The sequence below is a fragment of the Bartonella vaga genome (assembly GCF_037070895.1).
In the GTDB taxonomy this organism is placed as follows: Bacteria; Pseudomonadota; Alphaproteobacteria; order Rhizobiales; family Rhizobiaceae; genus Bartonella.
Map to the genome: position 1 here is coordinate 120975 of NZ_JAYMZK010000002.1, position 12392 is coordinate 133366.

The window sequence follows — 12392 nt, forward strand, 5'->3', positions numbered from 1 at the left end:
AGTAGAGTCAAAAATTATTTTAAGTTAGAATCACACATTCAATTTTTTAGATTCTTTGCAACTTTGGATTACATATATGAATCTATTCTTATTATATTTTATTTTTATAATACGGGAATCTTAGAAAATAAGTAAATTCTCTAACTGCACTTTTTTATGTTCTAAAAAAGCACAATGCTATGTTTTAAGCATTTTATGGTTATATGATTTTACAGTTCTGATATGGAGATGTAATTAATTTATCATTCATGTATATTTTATTCTTTTAAAGGGTAGAGTTTTAGGAATTTTTGTTTAGAGCTTTTAGTCAAAAATATATTAAGTGCATTTTCTCTTACTGTCTTTATAGTTTCTAGTGCATAACGCTTTTAGAGAACATACTAAAAACTTTTTTCCATAAAGAATCAGTTTTTTACGGCAATAACAACCAAACACCCAACTTTTTATGCTGGGTGTTTTATCGTATCTTAACGTGTTAAATGACGCAAAATAAAAAATGCAAGAAAATTAATAAAAATGGCAATTAAGATTTTTAGTTAATATTATTCTCTTCGGCCAATAATTCTTCTTGATTTTCTTCTAACGGTTTTTCCTGAATATTGGATATTTCTTTAGTAGAATCAAGAGTTTCACCTTCTGCTTGGCGTTGTGCTTCACTGGCTGAACGTGCGACATTAATGATCACAGGAATTTGAATTTCAGGATGTAAGTTAAGAGCAATAGTATGAAGGCCGATAGTTTTTATTGGATGAGTAAGCTCAACCTGACTTCTCTCAATGGAAAATCCTTCAATGGTTATAATTTCAGAAATATCACGTGTTGATACAGATCCGTAAAGCTGCCCTGTTTCACCAGCTGAACGGATGGCAATAAATGATTTACCATCAAGTTCCTTAGCAATTTTTTGTGCTTCATTTTTGCGTTCAAGGTTACGAGCTTCAAGTTGTGCGCGTTTTATTTCAAAATGTTTTTTATTAGCTTCATTCGCGCGTAAAGCTTTACCTTGAGGCAAGAGAAAATTACGTGCATAACCATCTTTAACTGAGACAATATCGCCCATCTGACCAAGACGAGGAATGCGCTCAAGTAGAATAATATCCATAGTTTTTCCTTTCGAACAAATAAATTTAGTGAAGTTTTTTGTATGATTGAAAGTTGTATTGAATAGCTGCCCAAATACCCATTAAAAGCATCATGAAAGAAATAGGTGGAGCAAAAATAACGGTTAAAATAGCAATATAAACAAGAGAGAGTATAATGACTCGACCTTTTATTCCTTTGGTAATATTATGAAGATATGCCAGACCACTGATCGGTATGATAACAGTATAGGCTGTGCTAAAGACACGCGTGCTCAAATTAAGAGTAAAACCCAACTCAATCATTGATGCTGTACAAACAACAATAAAAATAATAATTCCAGAAATTGGGAGTCGAAGAGTTTGGCTCCAGTCGTCACGGGGTCTTTTTAGCCACTTCATATATTGTGCTACTATCATTGAAAAATAAAGATTTCCAATGAGAAAAATCAGACTGAACATGGTTAAAGTAATAGCTGTCAAAGTTACGGCATTCGTCATTAAAAGTTCACTAAAATCAAGTATATTGGTATCTTTTATAGACTGCGATTGCTGCATATGCATAGTTTGGATTATGGCTGCAGCGAATTTTTTTACAATAATAGGTATAGACGGAAGATTTTGGAGATAGAGTCCAATGAAGGTTGATATAAGAGCGATAAAGTTTGTTGAGTGAAAAATGACCGATGATAATGGATACCATATCAGTGAATTCTCTTTTTGCGTTGGTCGTGCAAGTCCAAGTAGCCAAGAAGCATAGACAGCAGGAAGAAAAAACAATAACGTAATACAAAAACTAATATACACATTAGTGACTATGACAAGAACAATAGTAGCACTTATTAAGGCAACGATACTGGCCAATGTTCCTCGACCAAATGCAACAATAAAAACTGGGAGTGAAAGAAAGCAGCTAAGAAAAAGAGAAAAGAAGGGTGCAATACTCGTAATGCCAATAATTGCCATACCTATAACGACAGCAAACAACCCTGCTAAAATGCCTGCCATTATCTCATACGTATGAAAGTTCTTCATTTATTGCTGTCCTGCTTTCTGCAGTTAGGGGCATTACAATGCTCCAACTTTTATTATTTTACATATCTTCGGATGATATGCAATCAGACATGTCGCCGAATTACGCAAACAAGACAGCTGAGAAAATATCCCAGCTGCGTATTAGCTTGTATTATCTTATAACGTATGGCAGCAAGCCAAGAAAACGAGCCCTTTTAATAGCTGTAGCCAATTCACGCTGTTTTTTTTGACTGACAGCTGTAATACGTGAAGGAACAATTTTTCCACGTTCTGAAATGTAACGCTGTAATAACTTTACGTCTTTATAATCAATTTTGGGAGCGTTTGGACCTGAAAACGGGCACGTTTTGCGACGACGATGAAAGGGTCGACGTGTTGTGGTTTGATTAAAGTCGGTCATTGTTTTACTCCTTCTATGGCATCTTCACGTTGACGGCGCGGGGAGCGAGGACGTTCTTCATCTTGGTTATTGTGACTGTTACGGTCAATGCGTGAGAGCATGGCAGATTTTTCTTTTTCATGTTTTTCTACACGAATAGTCATATAACGCAAAATATCTTCATTAATACGCATCTGGCGCTCAACTTCAGCAATTGCTTCAGTAGGTGCATCAATATCAACGAGTACATAATAAGCTTTACGGTTTTTACGAATACGATAAGCAAGGGGACGAAGACCCCAATTTTCGATACGCCCAACTTTTCCACCGTGCGCTTCAATAACACCTTTGTAAACATTCAAAAGTTCATCAACTTGCTGCGGTGCAATGTCTTGTCGGGCAAGAAATATATGTTCATAAAGAGCCATTTTTTTGCCTTTCTTCAATTAAATTTTACCGGTTTTAGCGCAAAGCCTCTGCGACTTGTCTTTTTTGGAGATCCAAAGAAGAAAGGACGCGTTTACAATTCGAGACATCCGAGAGCGGAGACACAGGAGGTCGGAAACATTGCATTTCCTACTGGTTATTTTTTCAGTCCTCCGTTCAACCTCCAGCCAAAGTCCGGTAACGAACGCTTGACATTTACAGCTTATCTTTAAAAATAGCAAGTTTATGCGCATAAAAAAATGATTTATTAAATTTTGATTTATTCTTTAGATATTTCACCTTTTTGTACAAAGAGATGATGCTGTTATATTATAAACATGAAGGAAGGAGAGAAGAATGGGTTTTTTAAACCAGGTTGATGTTACACTTTTAAAAATGATTTCTGGTAGTCATCAGTCTTGGTCAGTTTTGGTTTGGTTTGGTATTTTTTGCGCAAAGTTTTTGATTTACATTATTCCTGTACATCTTTGTGCGTTGTGGTTTTGCGGTAAAAATATGACACGACGCCTAGTGCTAAGTATTTGTGTAAGCATTTGTGTGGCTCTTTTTATAGGTTATGTCATTTCTCGTATTTATTTTCACCCACGTCCGTTTGTTTTGGGTTTGACGGCACCCTTGATTAAGCATCGTGCAACAGCTTCTTTTCCTAGTAACCATGCTCTGACTGTTGCACCTTATATGGCGAGTCTTTATTTTTATCGATATAAAGTTGCCTCTAAATTTGCAGCGGTGTTTGTATGCTTGATTTGCTGGGGGCGTGTCTTTGTTGGTGTACATTATCCCTTTGATGTTTTAGTTGGTGTAATCTTAGGAAGTTTTATAAGCTGGGTCGTTATTCAGTTTATATCGCCGTATTTTCCTAAGTTTCTATATAAAATGCCGTCATTAAAATACAACTTTAAGAGAGATATTCGATTTAAATAAGGTACTGTGTCTTGATTTGTAATTATGAATAAGATCAAAGGAAAATAATTTATACACAGTTTTAGGAGTCGTTCTATGGTGGCAGCTTTTGTTTTTCCGGGACAGGGGAGTCAGTTTGTTGGTATGGGCAAAGTGCTTGCAGAGCAGTTTGGTGTGGCACGGATGGTTTTTGAAGAAGTCGATGATGCTTTGGGTGAAAAATTAACAGATATCATTTTTGAAGGTCCGGAAGATATTTTGACGTTAACAGCAAATGCACAACCAGCATTAATGGCTGTATCCATGGCTGTTATTCGTGTGATGGAACAATTGGGGTTAGATATAAAAGAAAAGATAAAATTTGTTGCAGGTCATTCTTTGGGAGAATATTCGGCTCTGTGTGCTGCTGGCGCATTTAGTCTTGCTGATACCGCAAGGCTCTTGCGCATTCGTGGAAACGCCATGCAGGCTGCAGTTGCTGTTGGTGAAGGTGCTATGGCAGCACTTATTGGTTTGGATGAGCAGGATGTGGAAGAAATCTGTAAAATTGTTTCTGGAGAAGGAGTATGCCAGATTGCTAACGATAATGGAGGGGGACAATTTGTGATTTCAGGTAAAAAAGAGGCGGTGAAGGCAGCGGCAGAGCTTGCATCAAAAAGAGGTGCTAAGCGTACGATTCTTCTTCCAGTTTCTGCACCTTTTCATTCATCCTTAATGCATCCTGCCGCTAATGCCATGGAGAAGGCGCTTTCTATTGTTAACAAAATGCCTCCCCTTGTTCCTCTCATTGCCAATGTTTCTGTTGCACCAGAGAGTAATCCAGAGCGTATTTTTACGCTTCTTGTCCAGCAAGTAACAGGAAGAGTGCGGTGGCGTGAAACGATAGAGTGGATAAGTGCTAATGGAGTTAATACGCTTTTTGAAATTGGTTCTGGAAAAGTATTAACAGGTCTAGCGCGTCGTATTAATAAGGATATAAAGGGGTTAACAGTAGGGACAGTTGAGGAAATAGAAACAGCATTACAAGTGCTTGGCGTTTAATCTGTAGGGAGTCTGAAAAATGTTTAAATTAACAGGTCGTAAAGCCCTTGTGACGGGAGCATCTGGAGGAATTGGTGAAGCAATTGCACGTTGCTTCCATGCGCAGGGAGCAATTGTTGGTCTCCACGGAACACGGGAAAACAAGCTGAAAGAAGTGGCAGCAGATTTGCAAAAAGATGTTTTTGTTTTTCCTACTGATCTTTCTGAGCGTAAGTCCATTAAACAATTGGCTGAAGCTGCAGAAAAAGAAATGGGTGGTGTTGATATCCTGGTGAACAATGCTGGAATCACTCGGGATGGTCTTTTTGTACGTATGCAGGATAAAGACTGGGATGATGTCTTGGCAGTCAATTTAACAGCTGCTTCTACTTTGACACGTGAATTGACACATTCTATGATGCGACGTCGCTATGGAAGGATTATTAACATAACATCTGTTGTTGGAGTTGTCGGAAACCCTGGACAAACAAACTATTCTGCTTCAAAAGCTGGTTTGATAGGCTTTTCTAAAGCTTTGGCACAAGAGGTTGCTCCACGAAATATCACTGTCAATTGTATTGCTCCAGGATTTATTAGTTCTGCAATGACTGAAAAACTTAACGAAAAACAAAAAGAAACTATTATGGCTGCGATTCCAATGAAGCGTATGGGAATAGGGGAAGAGATAGCTTTTGCTGCTGTTTATTTAGCAAGTGATGAAGCTGCGTATGTGACGGGGCAAACACTACATATCAATGGTGGGATGGCAATGATTTAAGTATTTTCTGTACTTCACATTGATTTATTAGTCGTATTATTTTAGACATTAATGTAAAAAAACGGAAAAACTAGTCTATTGCTTTAGCATGGTAAGTTTATAATTTTATGTCGGAGTATCAGATTGATTCATTTTGTAGGAGATATCCACAGGATGTTTTAAATTGCTGCTAAAATCTTAAAAGTAATATATCTATTGCTTGATTAGATAACCCGATATAGCTAACAAAATTATAGGAAAATAATATAAATTCGAGGATTTCAACATGAGTGATACAGTAGAGCGCGTTAGAAAAATTATCGTGGAGCATCTTGGAGTTAATGCAGATAAGGTAGTAGAGAATGCGAGCTTTATCGATGATCTTGGAGCAGATAGCCTTGATACAGTAGAGCTCGTTATGGCTTTTGAAGAAGAATTTGGTGTAGAAATCCCAGACGAAGCTGCGGAAACGATTTTCACAGTTGGTGATGCGGTAAAATTTATCGATAAAGCTTCGGCGTAATTATTACAAAGGCAAAAGTATTTTATACTTTTGCCTGTATTTTTGGCTATTTTGAAAATAGAAGCTTTGAGAGTTGAATTTTTATTCAAGGTTAGAAGTTTATGAGGCGTGTTGTTGTTACTGGTTTAGGATTGGTTTCTCCATTAGCTGGTGATGTTGAATATAGTTGGAAGCGGCTTCTTGAAGGAAAAAGTGGTGTTCAACGCATTACTGAATTTGATGTGTGCGATTTGCCATGCCAGATTGCTGCTCGTATTCCCTTAGGGGATGGAACAGATGGTACATATAATGCTGATCTCTATATGGAACCTAAGGAACAGCGTAAAGTTGATGCGTTTATTGTTTATGCAATGGCTGCAGCAGATCAAGCACTCTCAGATGCTGAGTGGTTTCCTAAGAGTGATGAAGAGCAGGTTTGTACAGGTGTATTAATTGGTTCAGGTATTGGTGGTATTGAAGGCATCGTGGAGGCCGGTTATACGCTTCGTGATAAAGGCCCGCGGCGTATTTCTCCTTTTTTTATTCCTGGACGTTTAATTAATCTTGCTTCTGGTTATGTTTCTATTAAATATGGTTTGCGCGGTCCTAATCATTCAGTTGTAACAGCTTGTTCGACAGGTGCACATGCAATCGGTGATGCAGCACGCTTGGTTGCGTTGGGTGATGCAGATGTAATGGTAGCAGGAGGCACTGAATCTCCCATAAATCGAATATCTCTTGCTGGTTTTTCTGCTTGTAGAGCTCTTTCTACTTGTCGTAATGATGATCCTGAACGAGCATCACGTCCTTATGATGCTGATCGTGATGGTTTTGTGATGGGTGAGGGTGCTGCGATTGTCGTTTTGGAAGAACTTGAGCATGCAAAAAAACGAGGTGCTCGTATTTATGCTGAAATTATTGGTTATGGTTTATCTGGCGACGCTTATCACATTACTGCGCCTTCAGAAAGTGGTGAAGGTGCTCAGCGTAGTATGATCGCTGCTCTTAAGCGTGCACAGGTAAATGTAAGTGATATTGATTATATTAATGCTCACGGAACCTCAACGATGGCTGATGTTATAGAGCTTGCAGCTGTTGAACGTGTTTTTGGGCATTATGCATCACAAGTATCCATGTCGTCAACGAAGTCATCCGTGGGGCATTTACTTGGTGCAGCGGGTGCTGCTGAGGCTATTTTTTGTGTTTTAGCTATACGAGATAATGTAGCTCCAGCAACACTTAATCTTGACAATCCATCAGTTGAAACCAAAGTTGACCTTGTCCCACATAAACCACGTGAACGAAAGATTAATACGATTCTTTCAAATTCTTTTGGGTTTGGTGGAACAAATGCATCTTTAGTGATGCGGCGCTTTGGAGAATAATAAACGCTTTTATTTGGTTTTTCTATTTTTGAGTATTTCACATTTATTATAAATGTAAAAGCTTAAATGAGAGATTATAATTATAAGATTTTAAAAGTGTTGGGGTTGATAGTTATGTCCGATGTGAAAAATGCAACACCGCTGAAGGATGTAAATGATCACTTTTCAAATCATGCCATAGGTAATAATGGTGTGTTAGAACATAAGAAACGAAGAAAGTCATTAATGGTACGTAATCCATTAGTCATACTCGGTAATTTTTTTCTTATGTTAATTGTAATTGTTATTTTAGCTATCAGCATTCCTCTTTATATTGGAAAAAGCATTTTTGAGGGAAGGGGAATGACAGAGAAGGAGCAAGTTGTTCTCATCCATCCTGGAACAGGGATTCGTGAAATTGCCACACTCCTTGAAAAATGTGGTCTTATTCGATCATCTGACGTTTTTATTTATGGGGTTAGTTACCATAAAAAAACAACGCGTCTTAAAGCTGGTGAATATTTGATTCCAGCGCATGCTTCAATGCAGGATATTATGGATATCCTTGTGAGAGGAAAATCTATTGAATATACTTTTACAGTACCAGAAGGTTTAACCGTTCAACAAGTTTTTGATCGATTAGCTGCTAATAAAATTTTGGTTGGGGATCTTCCAAAAGCTTTTCCTCCGGAGGGCAGCTTAATGACGGATACTGTTCGGTTTATTCGAGGAACAACGCGTCAAGAAATTATAGATAAGCTGCGCGAAGGGCAGACAAAATTAGTTAATTCTATATGGGCTACTCGTTCACCTGATTTACCGATTAAATCCATTAACGAATTTGTTATATTGGCATCAATTGTTGAAAAAGAGACAGGGGTTGCTGCAGAGAGACAGAAGGTTGCTGCGGTGTTTTATAACCGTCTAGCAAAGCATATGCGTCTTCAATCTGATCCAACAGTAATTTATGGTCTCTTTGGTGGAAAAGGAATGCCATCCGGTCGTGCAATTTACCGTTCAGATCTTGAGAAAAAGACACCATATAATACCTATAAAATTGATGGTTTGCCACCAACAGCTATTGCAAATCCAGGTCGAGATTCTTTGGAAGCAGTTGCACATTCACCAAGCAGTGATGTACTCTATTTTGTAGCAGATGGTTCGGGAGGGCATGTTTTTTCTAAAACCTTGGAGGAACATAATATGAATGTTCGTAAATGGCGTGCGTTAAAAGCAGCACATTAATATTTTGAGCGTAGAAAACGTATTATTGAAGTTTTGCAGAAAAATTTAAGAAAAAGTATAATAGTATGATGGTCTTCTGTAAGGATGAATTGAACGCTAAAAAAACAGATAAACGTCGTGGTTTTTTATTTATTCTCTCTTCACCTTCAGGAGCCGGTAAATCAACCATTTCTGGATTACTTTTGAAAGATGGACAATTAGAGCTCTCCATCAGTATGACAACGCGGAAAAGACGCCCTAGTGAGGTGGATGGCCTCCATTATCACTTTATTTCAAAGCAAGAGTTTGAGCGCAGGCGTGATGGTGATGAATTTATTGAATGGGCAGAAGTTCATGGAAATTATTACGGAACTTTACGTGAGAGCGTTGAAAACGCGTTGAGTGTTGGCCGAGATGTGTTATTTGATATTGATTATCAAGGTACAGAGCAACTTCAAAAAAAAATGCCAGGAGATACGGTATCTATTTTTATTCTTCCACCATCAATGAAAGAGCTCGTCTCACGTTTATATCGTCGAGCAGAAGATAGCCAAGATATCATAAATTTACGATTGAATAATGCGCGAACGGAAATGCAGCATTGGTGTTCTTATGATTATATTGTCATAAATGAAGATTTAAATCAGTCCATGTTGCTTATTAAATCAATTTATTTTGCAGAAACAGCAAAACGTGAGCGATGCTCCTTTCTTGGTTCTTTTATTGATGGCCTTATTTCTGAAAAGATTGATTAATTTCCTTGTTGTTTTGAAAAGCAGCAATGAGAAAAAAGTTGTGATTTTTAAGTCATTAAATTAGCTAAAGCTACAAATTCTGAAATTGAAAGTGTTTCAGCGCGGCGAGTTCCGTTGATTCCGGCTTTTTTTAAAAGCATTTCACCTCCGATAGTTTTGAGATTTTGACGAAGCATTTTTCGTCTTTGTCCGAAAGCGATTTTTGTTACAAAGCTTAATTTTTGTGCGGAGCAGGTGAGAGGTTGTGTTCGTGGAATGATATGAACAACGGAAGAGGTTATTTTAGGTGCTGGTATGAAAGCTTGAGGAGGCACGTCAAAAGCGATTTTAGCAATAGTGCGCCATCCTGTTAAGACGCTAAGACGTCCATAGAAGTCGGATTGAGGTTTTGCGGTAATACGTTTGGCAACTTCACGTTGAAACATCAATGTCATCGATTCATAAAAAGGAGGCCATGGTTCAGTTAACAGCCAATTTATTAAGAGTTTTGTTCCAATGTTATAAGGAAGATTTGCAATAATGCGTGGTTTTTCCTGGTATGCTTCAAAGAGTTTTGAGAAATCTTGCTTTAGCGCATCACTACAAATAAGTTTTAGTTTTTGTGGATAGTGTTTTTCTATTTCTAAGAGAGCAGGTATACAACGTTCATCACGCTCTATTGCTATTACAATGGCACCTTGTGCAAGCAAAGCGCGTGTCAAACCTCCAGGACCTGGTCCCACTTCAATTACAGGTTTTCCTTTTATGTTTCCTGCTTGATGTGCAATTTTAGATGTTAAATTAAGATCAAAAAGAAAATTTTGACCCAATGATTTATGAGCTTGCAGTCCATATGTATCAATTGTTTTACGCAAAGGAGGTAGATTATCTATTGGCATGATATTAAACTATTTTCTGCGAGTTGATTTGCAAGTTTAAGCGCAGCAATAAAACTTTCTGGAGAGGCAGTTCCTTTATCAGCAATATTAAAAGCAGTTCCGTGATCTGGGGAAGTGCGAATAAAAGGTAACCCTAAAGTAATATTGACAGTAGTATCAAAGTCCAATGTTTTAACAGGAATAAGGGCTTGATCGTGATACATACAAAGGGCAACATCGTATGTTTTTCTTGCACATTCATGAAACATTGTATCGGAAGACAATGGGCCTATAATGTTTAATCCTTTGTTTTTAAGATATTCAATAGCAGGAGTAATAATTTCAATATCTTCTCTTCCCATTGCACCTTCTTCTCCAGCGTGGGGGTTAAGCCCAGCAACAACCAGACGGGGTGAAGTTATTTTAAATCGTTTTCTTAAGTCATGTTCAGCGGTAAATGCTGTTTGAATGATTAATTGACGAGTAAGGTGGGAGGGAACTTCTTTGAATGGAATATGAACAGTAATGGGTATTGTTTTTAATCGAGGTCCTGATAACATCATAACTGGATGATAATATTTATTAAAGGTTTTATGAGCTAAATTAGCCAAAAACTCTGTATGCCCTGGAAATTTAAACCCAAAATCATAAAGGTTTTTTTTTGCAATAGGGCAAGTAACGAGTGCACACGCATGACCACTTTGAATTAATTGAACACTTCGTTCAATCGCTTCAATTATTCCGGCAGCATTATTTGGTGAAGGTAAGCCTAATTGATCGCTTTGTCGGTTTCTTAACGGTATTATAGGAAGGGCAGTTTGAAAGTTTTTTGCAGGATTACTTTTTAAAGCAAATTCTACCTCAACATCTATCTGTAGAAAACGAGCACGTGAACGAATAACATCTGGATCAGCGCAAAGAACAAAAGGTGGAATTTTACGCGTAAAACGCAAACTCCACGCTTTTATAGCTATTTCAGGACCAATTCCGGCAGGATCACCACCACTAACAACAATTGCAACCATTATGAGTTTTGAATATGTGCTGTTTGCTGCAGTTCTTCTAAATATTTCTCGCTTAATTTTTCAAGTTCTTGCAAACCTTTTTCCTTATTATCTTGAATAGAAAATATCAGCTGAGCTACATAATCATCAGAAACTCTTCTAATTTTGCAAACAGCGAGCGCTTCTATTCCATAAGATGTTTCTTGAAACTTTGTCATTTTTCCAACAGGTGTTGCAAGAATAGCTTGTTCCCATGCATTAGGAAGTTGAGGTTCTAGAAACTTTCCTAGGTCGCGGATCGTAACATCTAAAATACCTCTTGCTTGTTCGTGGGTGTGAGTGCATCCACGGAAATGTGTACGAAAATTATTTGCTTCTCTCTGACGTTTTGCAAAAATTTCTGAACGACGATGTTCAGGAATAACAAAAATAATTCGCTGTAGTGTATATTCATTAGTTGAAGGTTTTACGCCACCATTTTTTAATATTCTGCGTACAGCTTCTTGTTCAGTAATCATACCACTTTCAGCTTGATAGCGTGCATTAACAAGGCGGTTCCATCCTATTTGTCCACGAATATAATCCTTAAAGTGTTGCACTGTGATATCATTTTGAATCAAAATCTGGCTAAGCTGATCAACGGCTATATTATTTTGTGTTGCAAAGTTTTTGAAAGCACTATCGACCTCGTTATTGCTTACCTCAATATTACGACGCTTTACTTCTGTATTTTTAAGCGCTTCATTGATAAGCTCATCTCTCGCTTGTGTAACAAGATCGCCTTGCTTCTGTTGCAATTTAAGAAAAGCAGTGCGTCTTTGAATGTCGTAATTTGTTATAGGATTCCCATTAACTGTGACAACAATGACAGTCTGTGCGAAACTCGCAGGAATTAAAAATTCACTTACTAACAGGTTGTTTATACCCAAAGGTGCAATAAAAAATAAAGCAAAAATAAGCTTTTTCAATTTATCCATGTAAACAGGCCTTCGCATTGTCTATGAATTCTCATCTGCTGCTTAAGATATATGTTTTTTTTTATAAAAACAATAATAAGTTAAACCGT

The 12392-nt window shown here is 37.5% G+C and carries 14 protein-coding genes; 7 read left to right on the plus strand and 7 right to left on the minus strand.

The genetic code is table 11. The features are described 5' to 3' along the window. Positions 1 to 532: 532 nt before the first annotated feature. From rplI to rpsF, 4 genes are all read right to left on the minus strand, one after another. Positions 533 to 1102: a 50S ribosomal protein L9 gene (gene rplI, locus WCP76_RS02465; RefSeq protein WP_336294116.1), complete on the minus strand. Its 570-nt coding sequence runs from the start codon at positions 1100 to 1102 to the stop codon at positions 533 to 535. 25 nt (positions 1103 to 1127) lie between these two features. Next, positions 1128 to 2114: a hypothetical protein gene (locus WCP76_RS02470; RefSeq protein ID WP_336294117.1), complete on the minus strand. Its 987-nt coding sequence runs from the start codon at positions 2112 to 2114 to the stop codon at positions 1128 to 1130. 151 nt (positions 2115 to 2265) lie between these two features. Next, positions 2266 to 2514 carry a 30S ribosomal protein S18 gene (gene rpsR / locus WCP76_RS02475; protein ID WP_336294118.1) on the minus strand — a complete coding sequence of 83 codons (249 nt, stop codon included), beginning with the start codon at positions 2512 to 2514 and terminating at the stop codon, positions 2266 to 2268. Further along, complete coding sequence (gene rpsF / locus WCP76_RS02480; protein ID WP_336294119.1) at positions 2511 to 2921, minus strand: 30S ribosomal protein S6; 411 nt, start codon at positions 2919 to 2921, stop codon at positions 2511 to 2513. Before rpsF ends, rpsR begins: the two co-directional genes overlap by 4 nt. A 355-nt stretch (positions 2922 to 3276) precedes the next feature. Here rpsF and WCP76_RS02485 point away from each other — a divergent pair, with 355 nt between their 5' ends. From WCP76_RS02485 to gmk, 7 genes are all read left to right on the plus strand, one after another. After that, positions 3277 to 3864 (plus strand): undecaprenyl-diphosphatase, encoded by a 588-nt coding sequence (locus WCP76_RS02485; RefSeq protein ID WP_336294120.1) that lies wholly within the window; start codon positions 3277 to 3279, stop codon positions 3862 to 3864. Positions 3865 to 3939: 75 nt separating this feature from the next. Further along, positions 3940 to 4884 (plus strand): ACP S-malonyltransferase, encoded by a 945-nt coding sequence (fabD, locus tag WCP76_RS02490; RefSeq protein WP_336294121.1) that lies wholly within the window; start codon positions 3940 to 3942, stop codon positions 4882 to 4884. A 19-nt stretch (positions 4885 to 4903) separates the two neighbouring features. Continuing rightward, positions 4904 to 5641 carry a 3-oxoacyl-[acyl-carrier-protein] reductase gene (gene fabG, locus WCP76_RS02495; RefSeq protein WP_336294122.1) on the plus strand — a complete coding sequence of 246 codons (738 nt, stop codon included), beginning with the start codon at positions 4904 to 4906 and terminating at the stop codon, positions 5639 to 5641. A gap of 265 nt (positions 5642 to 5906) precedes the next feature. Next, complete coding sequence (locus tag WCP76_RS02500) at positions 5907 to 6143, plus strand: acyl carrier protein (protein WP_004864818.1); 237 nt, start codon at positions 5907 to 5909, stop codon at positions 6141 to 6143. A gap of 101 nt (positions 6144 to 6244) precedes the next feature. Then, complete coding sequence (gene fabF, locus WCP76_RS02505) at positions 6245 to 7507, plus strand: beta-ketoacyl-ACP synthase II (protein ID WP_336294123.1); 1263 nt, start codon at positions 6245 to 6247, stop codon at positions 7505 to 7507. Positions 7508 to 7621: 114 nt separating this feature from the next. After that, positions 7622 to 8731, plus strand: coding sequence for an endolytic transglycosylase MltG (gene mltG, locus WCP76_RS02510; protein WP_336294124.1), 1110 nt, complete (start codon positions 7622 to 7624; stop codon positions 8729 to 8731). Between the two features lie 68 nt (positions 8732 to 8799). Beyond that, positions 8800 to 9465, plus strand: coding sequence for a guanylate kinase (gmk, locus tag WCP76_RS02515; protein WP_336294184.1), 666 nt, complete (start codon positions 8800 to 8802; stop codon positions 9463 to 9465). 47 nt (positions 9466 to 9512) lie between these two features. Here the strand turns inward: gmk and rsmA are convergent, their stop codons facing one another. The 3 genes from rsmA to WCP76_RS02530 are packed head-to-tail and all read right to left on the minus strand — an operon-like array spanning position 9513 to position 12303. Then, positions 9513 to 10343, minus strand: a complete 831-nt coding sequence (gene rsmA / locus WCP76_RS02520; RefSeq protein ID WP_336294125.1) for a 16S rRNA (adenine(1518)-N(6)/adenine(1519)-N(6))-dimethyltransferase RsmA — start codon at positions 10341 to 10343, stop codon at positions 9513 to 9515. Then, positions 10334 to 11347 (minus strand): 4-hydroxythreonine-4-phosphate dehydrogenase PdxA, encoded by a 1014-nt coding sequence (pdxA, locus tag WCP76_RS02525; protein ID WP_336294126.1) that lies wholly within the window; start codon positions 11345 to 11347, stop codon positions 10334 to 10336. Before pdxA ends, rsmA begins: the two co-directional genes overlap by 10 nt. Next, positions 11347 to 12303: a SurA N-terminal domain-containing protein gene (locus tag WCP76_RS02530; RefSeq protein WP_336294127.1), complete on the minus strand. Its 957-nt coding sequence runs from the start codon at positions 12301 to 12303 to the stop codon at positions 11347 to 11349. Before WCP76_RS02530 ends, pdxA begins: the two co-directional genes overlap by 1 nt. Positions 12304 to 12392 lie beyond the last annotated feature (89 nt).

Excerpts from the sequence above, each read along its gene's own strand:
- gmk (WP_336294184.1), top strand. The coding sequence starts at position 8,800 with ATGGTCTTCTGTAAGGATGAATTGAACGCTAAAAAAACAGATAAACGT.
- rpsF (WP_336294119.1), bottom strand. The coding sequence starts at position 2,921 with ATGGCTCTTTATGAACATATATTTCTTGCCCGACAAGACATTGCACCG.
- WCP76_RS02485 (WP_336294120.1), top strand. The coding sequence starts at position 3,277 with ATGGGTTTTTTAAACCAGGTTGATGTTACACTTTTAAAAATGATTTCT.
- fabF (WP_336294123.1), top strand. The coding sequence starts at position 6,245 with ATGAGGCGTGTTGTTGTTACTGGTTTAGGATTGGTTTCTCCATTAGCT.
- fabG (WP_336294122.1), top strand. The coding sequence starts at position 4,904 with ATGTTTAAATTAACAGGTCGTAAAGCCCTTGTGACGGGAGCATCTGGA.
- mltG (WP_336294124.1), top strand. The coding sequence starts at position 7,622 with ATGTCCGATGTGAAAAATGCAACACCGCTGAAGGATGTAAATGATCAC.
- WCP76_RS02470 (WP_336294117.1), bottom strand. The coding sequence starts at position 2,114 with ATGAAGAACTTTCATACGTATGAGATAATGGCAGGCATTTTAGCAGGG.
- rplI (WP_336294116.1), bottom strand. The coding sequence starts at position 1,102 with ATGGATATTATTCTACTTGAGCGCATTCCTCGTCTTGGTCAGATGGGC.
- WCP76_RS02530 (WP_336294127.1), bottom strand. The coding sequence starts at position 12,303 with ATGGATAAATTGAAAAAGCTTATTTTTGCTTTATTTTTTATTGCACCT.
- fabD (WP_336294121.1), top strand. The coding sequence starts at position 3,940 with ATGGTGGCAGCTTTTGTTTTTCCGGGACAGGGGAGTCAGTTTGTTGGT.
- rsmA (WP_336294125.1), bottom strand. The coding sequence starts at position 10,343 with ATGCCAATAGATAATCTACCTCCTTTGCGTAAAACAATTGATACATAT.
- rpsR (WP_336294118.1), bottom strand. The coding sequence starts at position 2,514 with ATGACCGACTTTAATCAAACCACAACACGTCGACCCTTTCATCGTCGT.
- WCP76_RS02500 (WP_004864818.1), top strand. The coding sequence starts at position 5,907 with ATGAGTGATACAGTAGAGCGCGTTAGAAAAATTATCGTGGAGCATCTT.
- pdxA (WP_336294126.1), bottom strand. The coding sequence starts at position 11,347 with ATGGTTGCAATTGTTGTTAGTGGTGGTGATCCTGCCGGAATTGGTCCT.